19 protein-coding genes are annotated in these 24242 nt (G+C 73.8%); 12 read left to right on the top strand and 7 right to left on the bottom strand.

Going from position 1 to position 24242, the window contains the following annotated elements; genetic code table 11:
- Positions 1–6 precede the first annotated feature (6 nt).
- Both C0010_RS10630 and C0010_RS10625 read right to left on the bottom strand, forming a co-directional pair.
- Entirely contained in the window at positions 7–705 is a 699-nt protein-coding gene (locus C0010_RS10630; RefSeq protein ID WP_105567060.1) for an HAD family hydrolase, read from the bottom strand.
- 228 nt (positions 706–933) lie between these two features.
- Complete coding sequence (locus tag C0010_RS10625; protein ID WP_158685456.1) at positions 934–1536, bottom strand: amino acid deaminase; 603 nt, start codon at positions 1534–1536, stop codon at positions 934–936.
- A gap of 195 nt (positions 1537–1731) precedes the next feature.
- Between C0010_RS10625 and C0010_RS10620 the strand changes: the two genes are divergently transcribed.
- Genes C0010_RS10620 through C0010_RS14990 form a run of 3 tightly spaced genes read left to right on the top strand, consistent with a single transcriptional unit; the run spans position 1732 to position 6278 of the window.
- A complete protein-coding gene (locus C0010_RS10620) occupies positions 1732–2901 on the top strand; it encodes an exonuclease SbcCD subunit D (protein ID WP_105567058.1) in 1170 nt (389 codons plus the stop codon).
- On the top strand, positions 2898–6047 hold the full coding sequence (locus C0010_RS10615) for an AAA family ATPase (protein WP_105567057.1): 3150 nt from the start codon (positions 2898–2900) through the stop codon (positions 6045–6047). Before C0010_RS10620 ends, C0010_RS10615 begins: the two co-directional genes overlap by 4 nt.
- Before the next feature lie 36 nt (positions 6048–6083).
- On the top strand, positions 6084–6278 hold the full coding sequence (locus tag C0010_RS14990) for a hypothetical protein (protein WP_105609297.1): 195 nt from the start codon (positions 6084–6086) through the stop codon (positions 6276–6278).
- A gap of 1 nt (position 6279) precedes the next feature.
- Here the strand turns inward: C0010_RS14990 and C0010_RS10610 are convergent, their stop codons facing one another.
- Both C0010_RS10610 and C0010_RS14985 read right to left on the bottom strand, forming a co-directional pair.
- Positions 6280–6948 (bottom strand): response regulator transcription factor, encoded by a 669-nt coding sequence (locus tag C0010_RS10610; RefSeq protein WP_105567056.1) that lies wholly within the window; start codon positions 6946–6948, stop codon positions 6280–6282.
- On the bottom strand, positions 6933–8567 hold the full coding sequence (locus tag C0010_RS14985; RefSeq protein WP_158685454.1) for a sensor histidine kinase: 1635 nt from the start codon (positions 8565–8567) through the stop codon (positions 6933–6935). Before C0010_RS14985 ends, C0010_RS10610 begins: the two co-directional genes overlap by 16 nt.
- 111 nt (positions 8568–8678) lie before the next feature.
- Between C0010_RS14985 and C0010_RS14980 the strand changes: the two genes are divergently transcribed.
- The 4 genes from C0010_RS14980 to C0010_RS14975 all read left to right on the top strand — a co-directional run bounded on the left by C0010_RS14980 (position 8679) and on the right by C0010_RS14975 (position 12449).
- Positions 8679–9899: a phosphotransferase gene (locus tag C0010_RS14980; protein ID WP_158685452.1), complete on the top strand. Its 1221-nt coding sequence runs from the start codon at positions 8679–8681 to the stop codon at positions 9897–9899.
- 108 nt (positions 9900–10007) lie between these two features.
- Complete coding sequence (locus C0010_RS10600) at positions 10008–10472, top strand: hypothetical protein (RefSeq protein ID WP_105567054.1); 465 nt, start codon at positions 10008–10010, stop codon at positions 10470–10472.
- 157 nt (positions 10473–10629) lie between these two features.
- Positions 10630–11790, top strand: coding sequence for a DUF1611 domain-containing protein (locus tag C0010_RS10595; protein ID WP_105567053.1), 1161 nt, complete (start codon positions 10630–10632; stop codon positions 11788–11790).
- Between the two features lie 170 nt (positions 11791–11960).
- Positions 11961–12449: a hypothetical protein gene (locus C0010_RS14975; protein ID WP_158685450.1), complete on the top strand. Its 489-nt coding sequence runs from the start codon at positions 11961–11963 to the stop codon at positions 12447–12449.
- A 75-nt stretch (positions 12450–12524) separates the two neighbouring features.
- Here C0010_RS14975 and C0010_RS10585 read toward each other — a convergent pair whose 3' ends face one another.
- Entirely contained in the window at positions 12525–14588 is a 2064-nt protein-coding gene (locus tag C0010_RS10585) for an NAD(+) synthase (protein WP_105567052.1), read from the bottom strand.
- Positions 14589–14655: 67 nt separating this feature from the next.
- Between C0010_RS10585 and C0010_RS15285 the strand changes: the two genes are divergently transcribed.
- Positions 14656–18432 carry a TM0106 family RecB-like putative nuclease gene (locus tag C0010_RS15285; protein WP_232531912.1) on the top strand — a complete coding sequence of 1259 codons (3777 nt, stop codon included), beginning with the start codon at positions 14656–14658 and terminating at the stop codon, positions 18430–18432.
- Positions 18433–18604: 172 nt separating this feature from the next.
- Here the strand turns inward: C0010_RS15285 and upp are convergent, their stop codons facing one another.
- A complete protein-coding gene (gene upp, locus C0010_RS10570) occupies positions 18605–19237 on the bottom strand; it encodes a uracil phosphoribosyltransferase (protein WP_105567051.1) in 633 nt (210 codons plus the stop codon).
- 143 nt (positions 19238–19380) lie between these two features.
- Here upp and C0010_RS10565 point away from each other — a divergent pair, with 143 nt between their 5' ends.
- The 4 genes from C0010_RS10565 to C0010_RS10550 all read left to right on the top strand — a co-directional run bounded on the left by C0010_RS10565 (position 19381) and on the right by C0010_RS10550 (position 23106).
- Positions 19381–20421 carry an NAD(P)-dependent alcohol dehydrogenase gene (locus C0010_RS10565; RefSeq protein WP_105567050.1) on the top strand — a complete coding sequence of 347 codons (1041 nt, stop codon included), beginning with the start codon at positions 19381–19383 and terminating at the stop codon, positions 20419–20421.
- Between the two features lie 124 nt (positions 20422–20545).
- A complete protein-coding gene (locus C0010_RS10560; RefSeq protein ID WP_174150290.1) occupies positions 20546–21007 on the top strand; it encodes a nucleoside deaminase in 462 nt (153 codons plus the stop codon).
- Positions 21004–21987, top strand: coding sequence for an epimerase (locus C0010_RS10555; protein WP_105567049.1), 984 nt, complete (start codon positions 21004–21006; stop codon positions 21985–21987). The genes C0010_RS10560 and C0010_RS10555 overlap by 4 nt, the downstream gene beginning before the upstream one ends.
- A gap of 159 nt (positions 21988–22146) precedes the next feature.
- A complete protein-coding gene (locus C0010_RS10550) occupies positions 22147–23106 on the top strand; it encodes a hypothetical protein (protein ID WP_105567048.1) in 960 nt (319 codons plus the stop codon).
- 96 nt (positions 23107–23202) lie between these two features.
- Here the strand turns inward: C0010_RS10550 and C0010_RS10545 are convergent, their stop codons facing one another.
- Positions 23203–24135 (bottom strand): LLM class F420-dependent oxidoreductase, encoded by a 933-nt coding sequence (locus tag C0010_RS10545; protein ID WP_105567047.1) that lies wholly within the window; start codon positions 24133–24135, stop codon positions 23203–23205.
- Positions 24136–24242: the final 107 nt, after the last annotated feature.

Below are 24242 nucleotides of genomic sequence, written 5' to 3'. Positions count from 1 at the left end.
CTTTCTTCAGAGAGTGGGTGCTGTGTCGTGCTGATGGTCGGAAGAGGAATGGGAGCGGGCCCAGCCGAGGATGGGTGCCGTCAGTTCGGCGAGCGTCGTGCCGCGCATCGTCACGGCCGCGGGGCTCGCTGCGGCCGTCGCGCCGACGAGCGCCGTGTCGGCGCCGAGCGCCGTCGCGGGCTCGAGGTCGTTGGCGACGATGTCGCCGATCGAGAGGACGGGGCCGCGGGCGAGCGCCCGCTCGACGATCGGGGCGAGGCCGGCCGGCTTGCCCGTGTCGAACACGATCTCGTCGAAGAAGCCCCGGATGCCCCAGGCTGTGAGCGCTCGCTCGACGCCGGCCTCGGGGGCGTTGGTCGCGAGGACGACGTGCGCGTCGGCGGGCAGCGCCGCGAGGATCTCGGCGAGGCCGGGCGCGGCGGCGACCGGCTCGCCGCCGGGGGTGCCGAGGGCCCCGCGGCTGGCGAGGTACGCGCCCTGGCGGTCGTCCGGGGCGACGCCCGCCGCGTCGGCCAGGCTGCCGACGACGTCGTAGCCGTCGCGGTACCCGCTCGCCCTGCCGGCCTCGAACGCCTCGATCTCGGCCTCCGCGCGGGCGGCGAAGCCGGGGTCCGCGAAACGTGCGATCTCACGGGCGTATGCGAGCACGGGGCCGTTTCCCACGGCCACCGTCCCGTCGAAGTCGAAGACGAGTGTTGACGCCACGAAGCCTCCCTGCGCGTTATGGACGATGCGTCCAACATATATCGCACCTGTGGACGAAGCGTTTACGGGCGAGTGAACTCCGGATGACGGGGGTGCATCAAGAGGGCGGCCGCTGGCCCGGCTCATCCGGCTGCTCGCAGCCCGGCGCAGGCGGGGCCCGGAGCGCGCCGCAGGCGTCGCCGCTCGCGCGCCCCCTCGCGGCGACGGCTGCGCGTCCGGAGGGCGGTGTCAGGCGGCGGCGTTCCAGCGGAGGCGGTCGGGGGTGCCGATGGCCGCGGCGAACGCGGCGGCGTCGGCGACGGGGAAGACCGTGAGGAGGCGCATGCCGTCTCCGGCGTCGACGCCCGAGACGAGGGCGCCAGTGCCGTCGGCGGCGCGGGCGACAACGGCGCGCTGGGTCGTCTCGCCGACGCGCCACTCGGCATCCGGCGTCGTCGTCTCGAGCAGCGGTGCCGCGGCGGCGAGCACGCGTTCGAGTGGGGTCTCGTCGGCGGAGGCGCCGAGGCGGAAGCGGTCGGCGGGGAGGCCGAGCGTGCGCGCGAGGGCGCCGTCGTTCCATCGGTCGCTCTTCAGTCCGAAGGGCGTGCGCACCGTGGAGAAGAGGTAGCCGTAGACGTGGATGACGCCCGCGTTGCCGACGGGGAAGGCCGCGTCGACGCCGGCGGCGGCGTGCAGGGCGTCGAACAGCTCGCGGTCGATGACGGCCTCGCCGATGTTCTCGTCGACGACGGTCGAGCGCGCCCACGCGTCGAAGCGCCCGGCGCGTCGGTCGGCCTCGATGCGGGCGAGCACTGCGTCGATCGCGGGGACCTCAGGCGCGGATGCGTTCACGTTCACCAACGGTAGCGCCGGGGCGCCGCCCGGGCGCGCGGCACCCGAGCGGTGGGGCAGCGGCTCGGCCGGAGCACAGCCGCTCAGGTGCCTCCGCGTGCGGTCGCAGCAGTGCGGACCCACAACGAGCCGCACCTGAGCGATGTGGGCGGGCACGCGCCGGGGAGTGTCGCTGGCCCCGGATAGCGTTGGGGCATGCGGATTCTCCACACGTCGGATTGGCACATCGGGAGGTCGTTCCACGGCCACTCGACGCTCGACGCGCTGCGCAGGGTGCTCGACGCCCTGGTCGACCGCGTGCGCGAGCTCGGCGTCGACGTGGTCGTCGTCGCGGGCGACGTGTTCGATTCCGCGATGCCCGCCGCCGACTGCTACCGGCTGCTGACCGATGCGCTCGAGGGCATCCGGGGCGCGGGCGCCCTCGTCGTCGTGACGAGCGGCAACCACGACTCCGCCGCGCGGCTCGGCTTCCAGGCGCCGTTCCTGGGGGCGGCCGGCGTGCACGTCGTGACGGATCCGCTCGCGATCGGCGAGCCCGTCACGCTCGACGACGAGCACGGGCCCGTGCACTTCTACGGCATCCCGTACCTCGAGCCGGCGCTCGTGCGGCACCTCTGGCCGGGCGAGGCGCTGCGAACGCAGGAGCAGGTGATGCGGCACGCCATGGGGCTCGTCAACGACGACCGCGCCGAGCGGGGCGGGCGCTCCGTCGCGATCGCGCACTGCTTCGCGGCGGGCGTCGAGCCGACCCCGCAGCTCGAGCGCGAGGTGCGGCAGAGCCTCACGCAGGGCTCGCTCGACGTCGTGCCGCTCGCCGACTTCGCGGGGCCCGACTACGTGGCGCTCGGCCACATCCACGGGCGGGCGGCGCTGGCCGACGGCATCCGGTACTCGGGCGCCCCGCTGCACTACAGCTTCGGCGAGGCCGACAAACCGCGCGGGGCGTGGCTGGTCGACCTCGACGCCGCGGGCCTCGCCGCCGTCGAGTGGGTCGATCTGCCCGTGCCGCGGCGGCTTGTGACGCTGCGCGGCACGCTCGACGAGCTGCTCGCCGACGCCGCGCACGGCGAGCATCGCGACGATTGGGTGTGCGCCGTGCTCACCGACCCACTGCCCCAGGTCGAGCCGATGCGGAAGCTGCGCGATCGCTTCCCGCACTGCGCCACGATCGAGCACCGACCCGAGCGGGGGCCGGCAGAGCCCGACGCGCGCAGCTATCGCGACCGTGTGGGCCGGGGCGCCCCCGACCCGCAGGTCGTCGACGACTTCCTCGCGCACGTGCGTGCCGGGGAGCGCGCGAGCGACGACGAGCGGCGCCTGATCGCCGACGTCGTCTCCGAGCGGCGGGCGGAGGCCCGCGCATGAAGATCCGGACGATCGAGATCGAGGGCTTCGGCCCCTTTCGCGGCGTGCAGCGGGTCGACCTCGACCGGTACGCCGGCGACGGCATCTTCCTCATCTCGGGCCGCACGGGCGCCGGCAAGTCCAGCATCCTCGACGCCATCTGCTTCGCCCTGTACGGCTCGACGCCCCGGTACAGCGACGGCGAGAAGCGGCTCCGCAGCGACTATGCGGCCGTGGGCGAGCCGACGAGGGTCGCGCTCGAGTTCGAGGTCGGCGACGGCGCCTGGCGCATCGAGCGCACGCCCGAGTACGAGCGGCCGAAGCAGCGGGGCGAGGGCACGACGACCGAGCGCGCGAGCGTCGAGCTGTTCGAGCGCGTCGGGTCTGCCTGGCACGGGGTCGCGGCGAAGGAGCGCGAGGTCGGCGCGCGCGTCATCGACATCGTCGGGATGAGCTCCGATCAGTTCCAGCAGGTCATCCTGCTCGCGCAGGGCCGCTTCGCGCGGTTCCTCCTCGCGAAGGACGACGAGCGCCGGCGCCTGCTCCGGTCGCTGTTCGGCACCCACCGCTTCGGCGACTACGAGGAGGCTCTCGACGCCCGACGCCGCGAGGCCGAGGCGGCCGTCGGCGAGCGCACGGGAGCCCTGCGGGCGCTGCTCGACCAGGCCGGCGACGCCGTGGAGCGCGCGTTGGCGGGCGAGGAGGACGACGCCGCGGGCACGGAGGCCGAGGGCGACGAGGCCTCAACCGAGCCGCCGGCGCCGGACGACTGGGCGGGGCGGATCGCGCTGCTCGAGGCGGCGCGCGCGGCCGCGGGTGAACGGCGCGCCTCGGCCACCGCGCGAGCGGCGGAGGCTGAAGCATCGAGCGACGCGGCCGCGGCGGCCGACGACCTCCGGCGCGCGGTCGCGGACAAGCAGCGCAGTCGGGGCGCCGCGCGCGAGCGGATCGCGGCGCTCGATGCCGCGCGCGAGGAGACCGAAGCCGCCCGCGCCGAGCTCGCGGAGGCGCGGCGGGCGGAGGGCGTGCGCGCGTCGCTCGACGCCGTCGTGCGGGCCGACGAGAAGGCGACGACGGCGGCCGCCGCGGAACGCGACGCGCGCGCGGCCTGGGCCGCGGCGCGGGGCGGCGCGGAGGCGAGCGATGCGGCGGAGGCCGAGCAGGTCGCTGCCGCCGGGGAAGCGCCGGATTCCGCCGACGCGGAGCGCCCGCGCGGTCACACCGGCGCGGGCACGCGCGGTGACGCCGAGATCCCGGCGGCGGATGCCGCGCCCGACGCGCTCGACGCCTTCGATGCGGCGATGCACCGGAAGATCGGCGGGTGGGAGCCGCTGCGGGAGCGCGAGAGCGAGCTGGCCCGCGACGCCGTGCGGATCGACGAGCAGCGCGAGGCCCTCGCCGCCCTCGTCGAGGCGATCTCGGCGAGGGACAAGCGCGCCGGTGAGCTGCCGGCGCTCATCGCGACCGCGCGCGACCACCGCGACCGCGCCAAGGAGCGCGCCGACGGGCTGGGCGCCGTCGACGAGCACATCCGGGCGCTCGAGGCGCAGTTCGCCGCGGCGCACGAGGTGCGCGACCTGGCGGATGCCTACGCGGCGGCCGAGTCGGGCGTCAGGGAGGCGAAGGCCGCCGCCGGCCGCGCCGACGCGGCGCTCGACGAGCTGCACCGCCGGCGCCTCGCCGGGTACTCGAGCGAGCTCGCCCAGGGGCTGGTGCCGGGGGAGCCCTGCGCCGTGTGCGGCGCGACGGAGCATCCCGCACCGGCCGAGATCGCCGAGGACCACGTCAGTCCCGAGCAGATCGACGAGGCCGACGCCGCGCGGGCCGAGGCGGCGACGGCGCACGACGCCGCCCTCGAGAGGCGCCGGCAGGCCGAGCTCGCCCTCACCGACGCGCAGAAGCGGTCGGAGGGGCGCACCGAGACCGAGATCGACGGCGACCTGCTCGCCGCCCGCGAGCGCCGCGCGGAGGCTCAGACCGCCGCGAAGGAGCACGAGGCGTACGCGCGCCGGCTCGCCGAGCTCGAGGCCGAGCGAGACGAGATCACGGCCGCGGCCAACACGGCGTCGGGAGAGAAGGGCGCCCTCGAATCGAGCATCAAGGCGGCCGAAGACCGGCTCGCCGATGCGCGGAGCGCGGTCGACGCGGCGCGTGGCGCGTTCGGATCGGTCGCCGAGCGGATCGGCGCGGCCCAGCGCCTCGCCTCGCTCGCCCGCGCCTGTGCCGCCGCGGCACGCGACGCCGCCCGGGCCGCGACGGCGGCCGCCGATTCCCGCTCCGCGCTCGAAGCGGCGCTCGCGGAGGCCGGCTTCGCGACCGGCGACGGAGCGCGGGCCGCACTGCGGGCGGCTGAGGCCATCCGGGCGCTCGAGAAGAGCGTGGGCGAGGCCGACACCGCCCGCGCCGCCGCCGAGCGCGCCCTGGCCGAGCTGGCGGAGGCGGAGCTCCCCGATGAGCCGGTCGACAGGGAGGAGACGCGGGCCGCGCTCGCCGCCGCCCGAGAGGCATACAGCCGGGCCGTCGCGGCGCGCAGCGATGCCGAGCACCTCGCCTCGACGCTCGGAGCGGCCCTCGACGCGGCGACGAAGGCGCACGACGCCATCGCCGAGCGCGCCGAGGAGGCCGCGGCGATCAAGCGGCTCGCCGACACCGTCGCCGGCCGACCTCCGAACGACCGCCGCATGAACCTCGAGACCTTCGTACTCGCGGCGGAGCTCGAGGAGATCGTGCAGGCCGCGAACCATCGGCTCGCGGCCATGAGCGACAACCAGTACACGCTGCGGCACACCGACCAGCGCGCGTACCGCAACGCCGCATCGGGGCTCGGCCTCGAGGTGTTCGACGCGCACACGGGCCGAGCCCGCCCGCCGCACTCGCTCTCGGGCGGTGAGACCTTCCTCGCGTCCCTCGCCCTCGCGCTGGGGCTCGCGGAGGTCGTCACCGGCCGCTCCGGCGGCATCCGGCTCGACACCCTGTTCATCGACGAGGGCTTCGGCTCGCTCGACTCCGAGACGCTCGAGGTCGCGATGCGCACGCTCGACGACCTCCGGCAGGGCGGGCGCACCATCGGCCTGATCAGCCACGTCGAGCAGATGAAGGAGCAGATCCCGTCGCAGCTGCGGGTCGAGCAGACCCCGCAGGGCTGGAGCGTCGTCCGTCAGGAATGAGAGCGGGCCCATAGCCGCGCCCCGTAGGCTGTACGCATGAGCACCTGGGGAACTGTGTTGGCCGTGATCGGGGCGATCGTCGCCGTCATCGTCGGCTGGTTCGTGCTGAACGCGCTGCTGTCCGTGATGTGGTTCGCGTTCAAGCTGATCGGCGCCCTGATCATCGGGCTCGTGATCTTCTTCGCCGTGCGCTACTTCATCTCGCGCGCCGTGAAGCGCCGGAACGGCTGACTCACACCATCCGGTATCCGGCGCCGCGCACCGTCTCGATGCGCTCGGCGCCGAGTTTCTGCCGCAGGTAGCCGACGTACACGTCGGCGACGTTCGAGCCGGGGTCGAAGTCGAAGCCCCACACGCGGCTGAGCAGCTGCTCGCGGCTGAGCACCTGGCCCGCGTGGCGCATGAACTCCTCGGCGAGGGCGAACTCGCGCGAGGACAGGTCGATCGCGGCGCCGCCGTCGATCGTGGCGCGGCGGGCGCGCACGTCGAGCACGAGGTCGCGGTGGCGCAGCTCGTTCGAGACGGCGCCCGGCTCCGGCTCCGCCTGCCGCATCCGCAGCCGGATGCGCGCCAGCAGCTCGTCGAACCGGAACGGCTTGCCGAGGTAGTCGTCGGCGCCGCCTTCGAGGCCCGCGACCGTGTCGTTCAGGTCGGTGCGCGCGGTCAGCATGATCACGGGCATCGTCGAGCCGGAGCCGCGCAGCTGGTCGAGCACCTCGAAGCCGTTCAGCTTCGGCATGTTCACATCGAGCACGAGCATGTCGAACTCGCCCGTGAGTGCGAGATCGAGCGCCTCTGAGCCGTCGCCCGCCGTGCGGGTCGCGTAGCCGGCCGCCTTCAGGCCCTTCTCGATGAAGCCGGCGATGCGCGCCTCGTCGTCGGCGATCAGGATCGATGCCACGGTTCCTCCTCGTGCTCGTCTGCGGGGGTCGGCGCCTGCGCCGCGGGAAGCGGCGGGCGCTGCGGGATCTCGGGAGGCAGGGGAGGCGTCGGAGCCGTCGCGGCGCCCGAACCGAGAACGGGCGAGGCGCCGGGCGGCCGGGCCGGAGCACCCGGATGGGCGCCCGTGTTGTCAGGGGCGGACCCGGGCTCGGGGAAGCCCGGGCCGTTGACGGGCAGCGCGAGCACGAACACCGCGCCAGGGCCGTCGTGCGGATCGATCACGCGTGCCGAACCGCCGTGCGCCGCCGCGATCAGGTGCACGATGTTGAGCCCGAGGCCACTGCCGCGCGTGCCGCCCGCGCCCCGGTCGAAGCGCTCGAAGATGCGCACCTTCAGGTCGTCGGGCACGCCGGGGCCGAAGTCGCGCACCCAGAGCTCGACGACGTCGCCGGCCGCGCGGCAGCCGATCACGATGCGCCCGCCGCCATGCGTGACGCCGTTCTGCGCGAGCTGGAGCACGGCCTGCGTGATGCGGGCCTGGTCGATGGGGACGACGGCGTTCTCGGCGGGCCCGGCTTCGACGGTTGCGCCATCGATCGCGTCTGCCTTGCGCACGAGCAGGGCGACGAGTTCGCGCATGTCGGTGGCCTGCAGCTGGAGCGATGCCGGCCCGTGCACCGCGGCCGATTCGGAGAGGTCCTGCACGAGCGCGTTCATCCGGTCGAGCTCGTCCACCGCGAGCTCCTGGGTCTCGCGGACGTCGGCCGGGTCATCCGGGTTCATCAGCTCGAGGTGGCCGCGCACGATCGTGATGGGCGTGCGCAGCTCGTGCCGCACGTCGCTGAGCAGCTGCCGCTGCGCGTCGAGCGACGCGTCGAGCCGGTCGAGCATGTCGTTCATGGTGCGCGCCAGCTCGGAGACGTCGTCGCGCCCCTCGACGGGGATGCGCTCGTCCATCTGCTGCCCCGAGACGCGCTCCGCCGTTTCGCGCATCCGGCGCAGCGGTCGCAGCAGGCGCCCCGCCGCGATGCCTCCGACGAGCAGGACGAGGAGGATCGTGATGGCCGACGCGACGATGTACGTGCGGCCGGAGCCGTTGATCTCGGCCAGCTCGGCCTCGAGGTCGTACGCCATCACGAACAGCACGTTCTGCTGCTGGCCCTCGGTGAGCACGATCGGCGCGGCGAGGTACTGCCACGCGACACCGTTCTCGGCATAGCGCCCGAGCATCGCGTCGGTGCCGTTCGCCTCGGCGGCGACCTGCTCGACGAAGTCGGGCTGCGACTCGAGCTGCAGGTCGAGCTGCACGCCGGGCACGAGGGTCGCCTGGCCGTCGACGATGCCGAGAACGCCCATGTTGTCGTCGGGGCTGACGCGCTGAACGATGACGCGCAGGGCGTCCTCGGCTGTCGCCGTCGGCTCCTCGTCGACGTACGTCTGCACGAGCACCTGGGCCGCTTCCAGGTTGTTCATGAGGAGGTCGTCGGTCGTGGCGATGATGCGCGCGCGCTCGGAGAGGTAGACGGCGGCGCCCACGCCGACGAGGCCGACGGTCACGGCGGCGGCGATGACGGCGAGCAGGCGCGTGCGCACCGAGACGACCGGCAGCCGCCAGCGCTTCGTCCTCGTCCGTCCCACCAGGCTAGTATCGCGAACCGGTGCGCGCGGAACGGCCCGCGGGCGGAAAATAAGAAACGTCTCACTGCCGCCTCGTGGCGCGGGGGCGCCGGCGCGTGGTGGAATTTCGGCATGGACGCAGCCGGTGCCGCGGCACCCGACAGGCCGAGCGACGAGGAGCTGCTCTCGTCGGCGATCGGCGTGCCCGCGAGCGGGCTCCGGATGATCAGCCGCGAACCGCTCGGAGCGGGAGCGGTGACGGGCTTCGAGGTGGCGCACGGCGCCGAGAGCGGGCTCCCGGATGGCGCGCCGGGCGCCCCGCGGACGACGATCGAGTACGTCGATACCTCGGGCATCCCGGTCGCGCGCGAGACGGGCCTCGTGCTCGAGGGCGTCGCCCGCGTGTGGACGCACCCCGCCGACCCGCACCTGCCTGCGCTCGTGCCGACGGCGTTCGGCGGGGCCGTCGTCGTTCTGCTGGAGCGGCTCGGGATCGAGGCGGTCGGCGCGCCGGAGTTCGTCGCGTACCGGCCGGGCCGCCGTGCCGTGCTGCGGGTGCGGACGGCCGAGGGGACGGCATGGGTGAAGGTCGTGCGGCCCCGACGCATCTCGCGCATCGTCGACGCGCACCGCGCGCTCGAGGCGGGAGGGCTGCCGACGCCGCGCGTGCGGGGCTGGTCGCCCGACGGCGTGCTCGTGATCGACGCCGCGGCGGGCACGGCGGCGCCCGACGTCGCGTGGGAGCCGGATGCGCTGCTCGACCGCGTCGACGAGCTGCGCCGACGCATCGAGCGGACCACGACCGAGTGGACGGCCAGGACCGGTGTCCCGGAGCGGCTGCCCTGGTACGCCGAGCGCGCGCACGAGGCGATCCCGCAGCACCAGGCGGAGGTCTCCCGGGTCAGGGCCGCGTGTGCGCTGGGGCTGGCGACGGAGCCGGCCGAGCGGCGCACTATTCACGGCGACCTGCACATCGGGCAGCTCTTCCTCGGCGGCACCGGGCCGGATGTCGCGATCACGGGGCTCATCGACGTCGACACCGCGGGGCTCGGCGACCCGGCGGAGGATGCGGCGGCGTTCTGCTCGCATGCCGCGGCCAGCGCGCTGATCACGGCGGACGCCGAGCCGCGCGGGCGCGTGTGGCGGCTCGCGGAGGGCGCGCAGCGGCGGTGGGACGGGCAGCGCATGCGGGCTCTGACGGGCATCCACCTGCTGGGGCACGCGCTCGCCGCGGGGATGTCGGGCGACGACGATCGCACCCGCACGCTGCTCGCGCTCGCTGAGGCAGCGGCCGTCGGCGCGCCGCTGCGAGGGGCGGCCGAGCCGGTCGGGAGCGCCGGGGCGTCGTCCTGACCCGTGCCGCCGCCCGCCGGGGCCGGGACGATGATCCGGATGCCGATCTAAGAACGCTCTCATCCGCGGCTGGTCGGGGCTTTAGCCGGCGCTCGCAGACTGGTCGGTATGAGCAGGAGATGGATCGCATACGGGGCCACGGGCGCGCTCGGCGTCGCCGCGCTCGCCGGCGGCGCGGTCGCCGCCGCGGGCGCGATGGACCTGCGCACGACATCCGGGCAGGCGATCGCCGCCGGCGCGATCACGAGCGGCAGCGAGGAGCGGACCGCCGCGGGGATCGACTCCGGAGTGCTGCAGCTCTCGGCGCCGACGCCGGGGGAGGCCGCCTCGGCGGCCACCCCGAACTCGACGAACGGGCCGAGCCCGCACTCGGCGGATACACCGGGCGAGCTCTCGGCGGCCTCCGCGCCCGACGCTCCGGAAGGTGGAACGGGCGGCGCGCCGCAGCCCGCGCAGAAGGCACAGCCCGCCCAGAACACGCAATCGGCGCCCGAGCCGGCGGCCCCTCCGGCGGCGTCGCCCGTCTCGGCCGCCTCGGTCGGGGGCTCGGCGGCCAGCGCGGGCTCCGACTGACCGTCGGCGCGGGGTTCGCACCGCTCGCGCATAGCTCGCACTGCTACGTTGAGGGCGTCGGCATCTCGCCGACGATCAGAGAAGACTTCTCGTCTGCCGATCCGCCTCAGGGCTCTCCGTGATCCGTCGCCTCCTCTGTGTGACCGCGAGGAGTTCGATGCGCACCGCCCTACCCACCCCGTCCACCGCGATCGTCTACTGCGAGGGCCAGTTCGGCGCTCAGGACGGCAAGACGGCCAACGGCCTCGTCCGACATTCCGAGAAGTACGAGATCCTCTCGGTCATCGACAGCACCCGTGCCGGCGCCGACGCCGGCGACGTCCTCGACGGCGTGCCGAACGGGATCCCCGTGCACGCCGACCTGGCCAGCGCGGTCGCGCACGCCGGGAGCGCGCCCGATTACCTGATCTGCGGCGTCGCGCCCGCCGACGGCCTGCTGTCGACGCAGCAGCGCGTCGTGCTGCTCGACGGGATCGCCCGCGGCATGCACATCATCAACGGGCTGCACGAGTTCCTCGCCGACGACGTCGAGTTCGCCGCCGCCAGCATCCTCGCGGGCGTCACGATCACCGACATCCGGCGCCCGCGCGAGAAGAAGGACCTGCACCTCTTCTCGGGGCGCATCGCCGAGGTGACGTGCCCGCGCATCGCCGTGCTGGGCACCGACGGAGCGATCGGCAAGCGCACGACCGCGACGCTCGTCGTGCAGGCGCTCGTCTCCCGCGGCATCCGGGCGGTCATGGTCGGCACGGGGCAGACGACGATCATCCAGGGCGGCCGCTACGGCGTCGCGCTCGACGCGCTCGTGCCGCAGTTCTGCTCGGGGGAGGTGGAGAACCAGGTCGTCGCGGCCTTCGAGGGTGAGGACCCGGACGTCATCATCGTGGAGGGGCAGGGCGCGCTCAGCCACCCCGCCTACCTGACCTCGGCGCACATCCTGCGCGGCAGCAGGCCGCAGGGCGTCATCGTGCAGCACGCGCCCCGGCGCCGCGTGCTGGGCGACTTCCCGATGGTTCCGATGCCGACCCTGGAGAGCGAGATCGCCCTCATCGAGGCGTTCGCCGCGACCGAGGTCATCGGGGTGACCGTGAACCACGAGGGCATGACCGACGTCGAGATCGACGACGCGATCGACGACATCGAGCTCGCGAACGGCGTTCCCGCGACCGACCCGCTCACGCGCCCCCTCGGCCGCCTCGTCGACATGGTGCTGCAGTCGTTCCCCGAGCTCGCCGACCGCGCGGCGCTGCGGCGCTCCGCGGATCTCGGCTCCGGCGGCGCCGTCTCCGTGAGGCGTGCGCCGGGGGCCGGCGCGTGATTCCGCGCGCGTGCCTCTGAACCGAAGAGTTCTGCGCCGTCGTTAAGAGCCGCCTCATCCGCGCCTCCTGAGCGCTTTAGAGTCGCCCGTCAGGCTTGAGTCATCGCCGGAGCACCGGCGCTCGACGACCTGGCCCCACAGCACACGGGCCGAAGCCATGGAGGGCAATCATGAAGACGAAGTGGATCGCATACGGCGTCACGGGCCTGCTGGGCGTCGGCGTCATCGCCGGCGGTGCGACGGCCGCGGCGGCGAGCCTCGACCTGAACGAGGGCACGAGCTCGCGCGCCGTGCCCGCCGGGAACCAGATCACGGGCAAGGCCGTGCTCGACCGCACGGGCGGCGTGACGATGAACGTCTCGGAGAACGGCACGTCGGCGTCAGTCGCGACGGCGGCGACGGGCGCGACCGGGCCCACGGCGCCGAGCGCCCAGACGGCCCCGTCCGCCCAGACGGCCCCGTCAGCGCAGACCGCGCCGTCCGCTCAGACCGCCCCGACCGCCCCGACCCCGCAGTCGGCGGTCACGCCGCCGAGCGCCCACACCCCGGCGTCGCCGACCACCGCTCCGAGCGCGCAGTCACCCGCTTCGCCGGTGAGCCCGGCGACGCCCGCGACCCAGGCCAGCGCGAGCTCGGTCGCGTCGGCGGGCTCGGACTGACGCCGAGCTTCGCGAGGCAGGCGCCCCGGATCATCACCCCACGATCCGGGGCGCCGCCGCGTGCGGGGGACCGGCTCAGCGCCGCTCCGGCTCGCCGAACGCGCGGTCGAGCTCGGCGAGCCAGGCGTTCGCGTTGCCGTCGCTCGGTGCGCGCCAGTCGCCGCGGGGAGACAGAGAGCCGATCGGCGACACCTTCGGGCCGTTCGGGATCGCGCTGCGCTTGAACTGCGCGAAGCCGAAGAAGCGCCGGATGAACACCCGAAGCCACGCCACGATCGTCTCGCGGTCGTACCCGAAGCGCTCGTCGGCAGGGAACCCGGGCGGCCAGGCGCCGGCATCCGGATCGCCCCAGGCGTGCTCCGCGAGGAACGCGATCTTCGAGGGCCGGGTGCCGTACCGCAGCACGTGCGCGAGCGCGAAGTCGTGCAGGGCGTACGGCCCGATCGTGTCCTCGGTCGACTGCGCCCTGCCGTCCTGCCCGACGGGCACGAGCTCGGGCGAGATCTCGGTGTCGAGCACCGAGCGCAGGATGCGCGCCTCGATCGACGAGACGCCGGTGCCGTCGGCGATCACCCAGCGGATGAGGTGCTGGATCAGCGTCTTCGGCACGCCTGAGTTCACGCCGTAGTGGCTCATCTGGTCGCCGACGCCATAGGTCGACCAGCCGAGCGCGATCTCGGAGAGGTCGCCCGTGCCGACGACGATGCCGCCGTGGTGGTTCGCAAGGCGGAACAGGTAGTCGGTGCGCAGGCCCGCCTGCACGTTCTCGAAGGTGACGTCGTAGACCTCCTCGCCGCGGGCGAAGGGGTGGTCCATCTGCGAGAGCATCTCGCGCGCGGCGGGGCGGATGTCGATCGTCTCCGTCGTCGCGCCGATGGCCTCCGCGAGCGCGAGCGCGTTCGCCTTCGTGTGCTCGCTCGTCGCGAAGCCGGGCATCGTGTATGCCAGGATCTCCTTGCGATCGCGGCCCATCCGGTCCATCGCCCGCGCGATCACGAGCAGCGCGTGCGTCGAGTCGAGCCCACCGGAGACGCCGATGACGGGGCGCGGGTCTCCGATCTGGCGCATGCGCTGCATGAGGCCGGCGACCTGGATGTTGAAGGCCTCGTAGCAGTCCTGCGCGAGGCGCTCGGGGTCATCCGGGACGAACGGGAACCGGTCGACCGTGCGCTCGAAACCGACGTCGCCCTTCGGCGGGCGCAGCTCGAACGGGACGGTGCGGAAGTCGGGCCCGGACGCCCCGACGGCGCGGGCGTTGTCGCCGAACGTGCCTTGCCGCACGCGGCTCTGGCGCAGGCGGTCGAGGTCGACGTCGGCGACGGCCTGCCGGGGGCCGTCGGGGAAGCGCTCCGTCTCGGTGAGCAGCTCGCCCGACTCGAAGATCATGGTCTGGCCGTCCCACGAGACGTCGTTCGTCGACTCGCCCATGCCCGCCGCGGCATACACGTACGCGGAGAGGTTGCGCGCCGACGATGCGCCGACGAGCGCGTGGCGTTCGTCGGCGCGGGCGATCGTGATGGGGCTGCCGGAGAGGTTCGCCTGCACCGTCGCCCCCGCGAGCGCGGCGAACGACGAAGGGGGAACGGGCACCCAGAGGTCTTCGCAGACCTCGGCGTGCACGACGAGGCCGGGGAAGTCGGAGGCCGCGAAGAGCAGGTCGGGGCCGAACGGCACCTCGCCGCGCTTCAGCCGGATCGTGCCGGTCTCGCCGGCGCCGTCGGCGTACCAGCGGCGTTCGTAGAACTCGCGGTAGGTCGGCAGGTACGACTTCGGCACGACGCCGAGGATCTCGCCGCGGTGGATCGCGACGGCGCAGTTGTAGATGCGGCCGTCGCGGCGCAGCGGGGCGCCGACGAGCAGCAGCGGCATGATCCACTCCGACGCGTTGCGGAGCTCCTCGAGCGCGGCCTCGACGGCGTCGAGCAGGGCGTCCTGCATCACGAGGTCGTCGATGGCGTAGCCCGACAGGGCCAGCTCGGGGAACACGGCGACGGCGACCGCGCGGTCGTCGAGCTCGCGGGCGGTCTCGAGGATCGCCGCGGCGTTGGCCGCAGGGTCGGCGATCGCGACGGGCACGGTGCACGCGGCGACCCGCGCGAACCCGTGCCGGTAGGCGCTGGAGAAGTCGAACTCGGTCACATCTGCAGTCTGTCACGGAGCGCCGGGGGCGAGGGGGAATGTCTGCGCCCCCGCGTAGCCTCGGAACGTGCGATACATCCGATCCGAGCAGCGCGTTGTCTTCAGCGCGAGCGACATGACCGTGGCGGCGAACTGCGAGTTCGAATGGCTGTGGGCGCTCGACGCGAAGCTGGGCCGGGTCGAGGCCGTCGACGACCCGGATGACGCGATGCTCGAGCGTGCGGCGCGCATGGGCGATGCGCACGAGGCGCGGGTGCTCGAGGAGTACCGGCGGGAGTTCGGCGACGCCGTCGTCGAGATCGCCGAGGCGCGTGCTCACGACCCAGAGGCGATGGCGCGGGCCGTCGACGAGACCTCCGCCGCGCTGCGCGGCGCCGACGCGCAGGTCGTGTTCCAGGCGGCGTTCCGTGCCGACGACTTCGTGGGCTTCGCCGACTTCCTCGTGCGCGACGGGCAGGGGGCGTGGCGCGTGCAGGATTCGAAGCTCGCCCGCCGCGCCAAGGCGACGGCCCTCATGCAGCTGGGTGCATACGTCGACCAGCTCGACCGGCTCGGCATCCCGCGCGCCGACGAGGTCGACCTGCTGCTCGGCGACGGCTCGACGTCGACGCACGCGGTCGCCGACGTGCTGCCGCTGTTCTTCGTGCGCCGCGACCGCATCCGGGCGCTGATCGCCGACCGGCGCGTCGAGCAGGGCGCAGCGGGGGAGGCCATCGCCTGGGGCGATCGGCGCGGCGCGCTCGACATCCGGGCGTGCGGGCGATGTGCGACGTGCCAGCAGCAGGTCGAGGCTCACCGCGACGTGCTGCTCGTCGCCGGCATGCGGCCGACCCAGCGAGATCGCCTGCGCGAGGCGGGCATCGCGACGATCGACGAGCTCGCCGAGGCGGCGGCGAAGCCCGAGCGGATGGGGGACGACGCGTTCCAGTCGCTGCGCACGCAGGCGCGCCTGCAGGTCGCCACCGAGCGCGAGGGAACGGGCGAGCCCCTCTACGAGGTCGTCAATCCCGCGGCGCTCAGCGCGATGCCGCGCCCCGACCACGGCGACATCTTCTTCGACTTCGAGGGCGATCCGCTCTACAGCGAGCCCCTCGCCGACGGATCGCAGGGGTGGGGCATCGACTACCTCTTCGGCTGGGTCGATCAGAAGGAGCAGTACACGCCGCTGTGGGCGCACGACCTCGCGGCCGAGCGGCGGGCGCTCGAGCGCTTCTGCGACTTCGTGGCGGCCCGGCGTCGGCAGGCGCCCGGAATGCACATCTATCACTACGCCCCCTACGAGCCGACCCACCTCGCGGCCATGGCGGCGCGGCACGGCGTGCGCGAGGCTGATGTCGACCGCATGCTGCGCGACGAGCTGTTCGTCGACCTGTACCCGATCGTGAAGAACGCGCTCAGGGTCGGCTCGCGGTCGTACTCGATCAAGAAGCTCGAGCCGCTCTACATGGGCGACGAGGTGCGCACGCAGGACGTGCAGAAGGGCGACGACTCGATCGTCCGCTACGTCGAGGCGCGCGCCCTCGCCGCGGCGGGGAAGGCCGAGGAGGCCGACGCGATCCTGGCCGACCTCGCCGACTACAACCGGTACGACTGCGTGTCGACCAGGCGCCTGCGCGACTGGCTCGTCGAGCGGGCGCGCGAGACGCGCGTGCTGCCGGCGGCGCCGGAGGACCGCCCTGCCGACGCGTACGAGCCCTCGCCGCGCGCGCTGGCGCTGAACGCCCGCGCCGACGAGCTGCGCCACGAGCGCGAGCGGGTCGAGCGGGAGCTCAGCGGTTCGGGCGCTGTGGCCGGGCTCGCGGCCGCACCGCCGGGTCAGGGCGGCGACGGGACATCGCCCGCGGGAGGCGCCGCGGCGACGGCGACGGGCCAGGGGGAGGCGCTGGCGCGGGGTGGCGCGCCCGTGTGGACCCCGGGGAGCCGGGGCGCGGAGCCGGCCGAGGCGGGCGCGCGGCGGGCGGCCGGCGTGCCCGGCGCCGCCGCGCACGCCGCCTCCGCCGACGAGAGCGCGCTCCGGCTCGCGGCCGCGGCGATCGACTACTACCCGCGCGAGCAGCGGTCGTTCTGGCAGGCGCACTTCGAGCGGCTTCGGGAGCCGATGTCACTGTGGGGCGAGACGCGCGATGTGCTGCTCGTCGACATCCGGGCGTCGGACGTGGTCGAGGACTGGCACACGCCGGAGGGCAAGCGCGCCGAGCGCCGCATCGTCGAGCTGCGCGGCGACCTCGCGCCCGGCACGCGGCTGCGCGCGGGGGCGAGCCCGTACGTGCTGTACCCGGCGCCCGCGCCGTTCCCGGCCGACGGGGCGTCGAACCGGTGGATCCACGTGCCGCGCGAGGTGCGCGTCGTGGAGGCGCTCGACGACGGCGCGATCGTCGAGGAGTACGCCGTCGACGGGCAGACATGGCGCGAGCTGCCCGTCGCGCTGACGCCGCCGAAGCCGCCGCCCGCCGGCGCGCAGCAGGGCGCGATCGACGAGTGGGCCGACCAGCTGCTGCGCGCCGAGAAGAACGTCGGGGCGAGCGACGGGGCGTTCCCCGTCGACCCGGCGACCGACATCCTGCGCCGGCTGCGTGCCGACCACCACGGCGGGAAGGTGATGTCGCAGGCGATCGGCAACGACGTCGACGCGATCGTGTTCTCGCTGCTCAGCGTGCCGACGTACGTCGCGGTGCAGGGCCCACCAGGCACGGGCAAGACCTACGTAGGCTCGCACGTGATCGCGCGGCTCGTGAACGACCACGGCTGGAAGGTCGGGGTCGTCGCCCAGTCTCACGCCGTCGTCGAGAACATGCTCGACCGCGTCGTCGGCGCGGGCGTGCCCGCCGACCAGGTCGGCAAGACCCTCAAGGCGGGCACGGCGCCGGGCGACGAGAGGTTCACGGCCGTGCCCCGCAACGGCCTGGCGGCGTTCCAGCAGGGGCGCTCGTCGCGCAAGGGCTACGTCATCGGCGGCACGGCGTGGGACTTCGCCAACACGACGCGGGTCGCCCGCCGCGGGCTCGACCTGCTCGTCGTCGACGAGGCCGGCCAGTTCTCGCTCGCCGCGACGATCGCGGTGTCGATGTCGGCGCGGCACCTGCTGCTGCTCGGCGACCCGCAGCAGCTGCCGCAGGTCAGCCAGGGCACGCACCCCGCGCCGATCGACACCTCGGCGCTCGGCTGGCTGATGCGCGACGCCGCCGTGCTGCCGGAGGGCCACGGGTACTTCCTCGCGCGGACGTGGCGCCTGCATCCGAGCGTCGCGGGGCCCGTCTCCGAACTGTCGTACAGCGGAAAGCTGCGCGCGAGGGAGGGAGCGGAGCTGCGCTCGATCGAGGGCCTGGCGCCTGGCGTGCACCCCGTCGCCGTCGCGCATCGCGGCAACGTCACGGAGTCGCCGGAGGAGGCGGCCGAGGTCCTGCGCATCGTGCGCGACGCCGTCGGGCGCGAGTTCGTCGACATCGCGATCGACGACGATCAGGTCGCGGCGCCCCAGCCCGCCCGGCCCCTCACGCAGGCCGATGTGATCGTCGTGGCGCCGTACAACGCGCAGCAGCAGCTCGTGGAACGTACGCTCGCCGACGCCGGATTCGGCGACGTGCGGGTCGGCACGGTCGACAAGTTCCAGGGGCAGGAAGCCGCCGTCGCGATCGTCACGCTCGCGGCGTCATCCGGCCGCGACGCCCCTCGGGGGCCCGAGTTCCTGCTGCTCGAGAACCGCCTCAACGTCGCGATCAGCCGCGCCAAGGTCGCGGCGTACCTCGTGCACAGCCCTGCCCTGCTCGACGACCTGCCGCACACGCCGGAGGGCGTCGCCCGCCTCAGCGCGTTCGCCCGCCTCGTCGGCGCGGTCGGCGCCTGACGCCGGCCGCCGTTGCCTCGGAACGCGCGTCGTGTCGGGTGCGTCAGGCCCGCCTGTCCCGAGCGCCGTCAGAATGCCGCGAACTGCTCGACATCCGGATCGCCGGGAGCAGTTCGCGTCATTTTCTCGACGGTTGCGCGCTGGTAGCGCGGGGTGTGCCCGGCGGAGAGGGTTACACCGTTCCGTAGAGCCGGTCGCCGGCGTCGCCGAGGCCCGGCACGATGTAGGCGTTCTCGTCGAGCCCCTCGTCGAGGGCGCCGAGCACGAGGTGCACGTTCTTGTCGCCGACGAGGTCCTCGATCGCCTTCACGCCCTCGGGCGTACCGAGGAGGCAGACGGCCGTGACGTCGTCGGCGCCGCGGGCGAAGAGGAACTCGATCGCCGCGGCGAGCGAGCCGCCCGTCGCGAGCATCGGATCGACGACGAAGCACTGGCGGCCGGAGAGGTCATCCGGGAGCCGTTCGGCGTACGTCGTCGGCTGGAGGGTCTCCTCGTCGCGCACCATGCCGAGGAAGCCGACCTCGGCGGTCGGCAGCAGTTTGGTCATGCCTTCGAGCATGCCGAGGCCAGCGCGCAGGATCGGCACGACGAGCGGCTTCGGGTCGCTGATCTGCACGCCCACCGTCGTCGTGACCGGTGTCTCGATCTCGCGCGGGGCGACCCGCACCTCGCGCGTCGCCTCGTAGGCGAGCAGCGTGACGAGCTCCTCCGCGAGCTGGCGGAAGACCGGCGAGGGGGTGCGCTTGTCGCGCAGGACGGTCAGCTTGTGGGTGATCAGCGGGTGGTCCGCGACGTGCAGGCGCATGCGATAAGGCTACTGGGCGAGCCGGGGAACGCCCAGGGAACGGTGGCCGGCGGCGCACGGATGCCCGGTGCCGGGCACCCGGAGCGGGGAGAGGATGGCAGGGGCGAGAAACTCTCGCCGCTCACGCACGAAAGGTCGATGTCATGAAGGCACTGCAGTATGTGGAGATCGGTCAGCCGCCCCAGGTGAGGGACGTGCCGACACCGGAGCCGGGCCCCGGCCAGGTGCGGCTCCGGGTCACGGCGGCCGGCGCCTGCCACTCCGATTCCTTCGTGATGGGCCTCGACGAGGAGCAGTACCGGGCCAATTACCCGCTGCCGATGACGCTCGGCCACGAGGGCGCCGGCATCGTCGACAAGCTCGGCGAGGGCGTCACCGAGGTCGCGATCGGCGACAGCGTCGCGGTGTACGGGCCGTGGGGCTGCGGGCGCTGCTACCAGTGCGCGCAGGGCAAGGAGAACTACTGCGAGCGGGCCGCCGAGCTCGGCATCACCCCGCCGGGCCTCGGGCACGATGGGTCGATGGCCGAGTACATGATCGTCGACTCGCCGCGGTTCCTCGTGCCGCTCGGCGACCTCGACCCCGCCGAGAACGTGGCGCTCACCGACGCCGGCCTGACGCCGTACCACGCGATCAAGGGCTCGCTGCCGAAGCTCGTCGCCGGCTCGACGGCCGTCGTCATCGGCGCCGGCGGGCTCGGCCACGTCGCGGTGCAGCTCCTGCGGGCGCTGACACCCGCGACGGTGATCGCGCTCGACATCAGCGACGCCAAGCTCGAGCTCGCGAAGGAGGTCGGCGCGCATCACGCGTTCCGCTCCGACGACTCGGCGCCGGAGGCGATCCGGAGCGCGACGGGCGCGGGCACCGTCACGGCGATCTTCGACTTCGTCGGCAACCAGGCGACCGCCGACCTCGGCGCGAAGCTGCGCGGCGTCGAGACCGACCAAGTGCTCGTGGGCGTGGGCGTCGCGGACGTGACCATGGGAACGCTCGGCAGCCCGTACGACGCCACCGTCCGCGCGCCGTACTGGGGCTCGCGGCCCGAGCTGATGGACGTCCTGGCGCTCGCGCACTCCGGTCGCGTCTCGGTCGAGACCGAGACGTTCTCCCTCGACGACTCACCGGAGGCGTACCACCGGCTCCACGAAGGCACCCTTCGCGGTCGGGCCGTCGTCACGCCGTAGGAGCAACGACCGCGCGTCGGCCCGCCGCGGGGCGGCGCGCGGTCGCCGGGCGGATGCGCCCGCGTCCGGATCGCCCCGGCTGGATGCGCCCGCCGGGAACGCGCGCTGGCCGTACGCTGGGGGCATGAATCCCGCCGAGGCCGACGTCGCGCTGATGCACCGCGCGCTGGCGCTCGCCGCGGAGGCCGGCGCCGCCGGCGAGGTGCCGGTCGGCGCTGTCGTGACCGACGCATCCGGGGCCGTGATCGGTGAGGGCCGGAACCGGCGCGAGCAGACGCACGACCCGAGCGCGCACGCCGAGGTCGTCGCGATGCGCGGGGCCGCCGCTGCGATCGGGTCGTGGAACCTCACCGGATGCACGCTGGTCGTCACGCTCGAACCGTGCCTGATGTGCGCGGGTGCGCTGCTGCAGGCACGCGTGTCACGTCTCGTCTTCGGGGCGTGGGACGAGAAGGCGGGTGCCGCCGGCTCGCTGTACGACGTCGTGCGCGATCGGCGCCTACCCTATCGCGCGGAGGTCGTCGGTGGTGTCATGGAGGCCGAGACCAGGGCGCCGCTCGAGGCGTTCTTCGGGGAGCGCAGATGACACATCCGGATCGGGTCGCAGTGATCGCGGGCGTCAGCGGGTTCGTGGGCACGGCCCTGCACGCGGCGCTCGTCGACGAGGGCTACGACGTGCGCGAGATCGGCCGCAGCGCGGGCGTGCGGTGGGGAGAGCGCGACGCGCTCGTCGACGCCGTGACGGGCGCCGAGATGCTGATCAACCTCGCTGGCAAGTCGGTGAACTGCCGGTACTCCGACGCGAACCGCGACGAGATCCTGCGCTCGCGGGTCGAGACGACCCGGCAGCTGCGCGAGGCCGTCGCCGCGAGCGACGACCCGCCGAAGGTCTGGTTCAACGCCAGCACCGGCACGATCTACCGCGACGCGATGGACCGGCCGCAGGGCGAGGACGACGGCGAACCCGGCTGGGGCTTCTCGTGCGACGTGGCGCGCAACTGGGAGCGCGAGTTCTTCGCGGGCGAACTGCCGGGAACCCGCCGGATCGCGCTGCGCATCTCGATCTGCCTGGGTGACGGGCCGGCCACGAACATGCTGTTCCGGCTCGCGCAGTTCGGGCTCGGCGGCCCGCAGTACGACGGCAGGTGGTTCCGCCACGGGCGCTACCGCGGCATCGGGCCCGACCCGTCTGACGATGGCTTCCGCGCCGAGAGCACGGGCGGGAGGCAGAAGTTCAGTTGGATCCACATCGACGACCTCGCCCGCGCGATCCTGTTCCTGCGAGACCGCGACGACATCGACGGGCCCGTGAACCTCGCGACCCCCGATACCCCCGACAACCGCGAGCTGATGCGGGCGCTGCGCCGCACGGTCGGGATGCCGGTCGGACTGCCGGCGGCCAGGTGGATGCTGGAACCGGCGATGTGGGCGCTGCGCACCGAGCCCGAGCTCGTGCTGAAGAGCCGGTGGGTCGCCCCTCGGCGCCTGCTCGACGCGGGCTTCGAGTTCCGCCACCCCGATCTGGAACCGGCGCTCCGCGACATCCGGAGCCGCCGCGGGAAGTGACGTGCGCCGACCGCGTGTCGCCGGATGAGTTTGCGCCGTTGTCGGCGTTCGGCGCGTCATACGTCGACGACGGCGCAGGAACTCGAAGCGTCGCGCCGCGCCGCGCCGCGGGGCACGGCAGGCGCAGGGCTCCGACGCGGGTTCCGTACGCTGGGCACCATGGAATGGGCGAGCGACGTTTCGGCGGGCGATTGGATCCGGGAGCGGCTGGAGTGGGATCCGCAGGTCTGGACGATCCACCACCTCGTGCCGGGTGGCATGCCCGCGTATGCCCGCATCTTCCATCCGGTGCACCGCGAGCGGCCGGTCGGGCGGGCGTGGCCGGCGGAGGGCGACCTCGGCGCGTGGGAGCGCTTCTCGGCCGACCGACCCGAGATCGACGCCGAGCGCGTGACGTGGCAGCACGCGGCCGACGCCTTCGGCACGACGATGCACCCCCTGGCGCAGTGGGGCGGGCTGATCGGCGCCGCCCCGGACGACTGGAACCCGGATGCGCCGCACGACGCCGACGGGTGGCGCTACGACGGGCCGGGCGGCGGAGGGCTCGTGCCGGAGGCGCTGGCGGGCATCGTTCCGCACCTGCTCGCGCACACGTCGACGCCCGACGACGGGTTCGCGGGAGTGTGGGAGGGGTGGGGCGACCTCGTCGGCGCCAAGGTGCGCGGCGCGGCATCCAGCGATGCGCTCCTGGCGCACGACCCGCGCCACACGGCGATGCTGCGCGCGAGCCTGAAGGACACGTTCAACGGCGTCTTCGGCCGCGCGAAGTGGCGGCCGGGAATCCTCTCCGACGAGATCTCGCGCGGCCCGCGCCTCGGGCTCCCCGACCGCGACCACGTGCTGTTCCGGATGGCGCCGCGCTCGTGGGCCGACGAGTCGTGGCCCGCGACCGTTGCGTGGCGCGACGAGAACCCGGAGTACTCGCACCCGCCGAGCCTGATCTGGCCCACGGGGCGCGAGTGGGTCATCGCCGGCGATGTCGACCTCGACTCGTCGATCGTCGCGGGGCCGACCGCCCTCATCCGGGCACTCGTCGACGACCCCGCGGTCGAGGCGCACGAGCTCCCCGCCGGCGCTCCGATCTGGGGCCCCGACCCGATCAACCAGCCGGGCGGCTGAGGCCGGCGGCCGGAACGGGCGGCGCCGATCGACGGGCTCAGTGCCGACGGGCGTGCGCCGTCGCCGCGGTGCGACGCCGCACGCGCGGTACGGGCGTCAGCGGTCCAACTGCGGCAGGACTTCCTCGCCGAGGTAGGCGACGTGGTCGAGGTCGGTCATGTCCATCATCTGGAAGTACACGCGCTCGGCGCCGAGCTCGCGCAGGCGGCCCACCTGGTCGACGATCTCGGCGGCCGAGCCCGAGAAGGTGTGCGATGCGCGGAACTGGTCGACATCTTCCCCCGTGTTCGCCGCGCGGCGGCGCAGGTCGGCCTCCGTCGCGCCGGCGAGCGTCGTCCACGCGACCGTGCGCTTCAGCGTCGCGGGGTCGCGGTCGATGGCCTCGCATGCCCGTGCGACGCGCTCGAAGCGGTCGGCGATGACGTCCTCCGCCTGGAACGGGATGTTGAACTCCTGCGCGAAGCGGGCCGCGAGCGCCGGGGTGCGCGTCAGGCCCGAGCCGCCGACGATCACGGGGAGGGGGCTCTGCGCGGGTTTCGGCAGGGCGGGCGAGTCGGCGAGCTCGTAGTGCTCGCCCGCGAACGAGTAAGCGCCGCCGGTGGGGGTCGCCCACATGCCCGTGACGATCTCGAGCTGCTCCTCGAGGTGGTCGAAGCGCCGGGGCGGGAACGGGATGCCGTAGGCCGCGTGCTCCTCGGCGTACCAGCCGGTTCCGAGGCCGAGCTCGACGCGCCCTCCCGACATCCGGTCGACCTGCGCGACCTGCAGCGCGAGCAGGCCGGGGTGCCGGTACGTCACCGACGACACGAGCGTGCCGAGCCGGATGGACGACGTCTCGCGGGCGAGACCAGCGAGCGTCGTCCACGCGTCGGTCGGGCCGGGGGAACCGTCGGAGAAGTCGCCCATCTTCAGGAAGTGGTCGCTGCGGAAGAAGCCGGTGAACCCGTGCTCCTCGGCGGTGCGGGCGAAGGCGAGCTGGGTGTCGTAAGAGGCGCCCTGCTGGGGCTCGATGAAGACGCAGTACTCCATGCGTGCCAGCCTATGCGCGGCGGCGGGCACACGGTGGAGCAGCGTCCACCCGACCGTTCGGCTGCGGCGCGACGGCGACGTGCGGACGCCCTCAGCGCAGTCAGCGT

It is taken from the genome of Microbacterium halophytorum, assembly GCF_002970975.1.
Lineage (GTDB): Bacteria > Actinomycetota > Actinomycetes > Actinomycetales > Microbacteriaceae > Microbacterium > Microbacterium halophytorum.
Note: the sequence above shows the minus strand (reverse complement) of the source record. Positions and strands in the feature narration are given on the sequence as shown.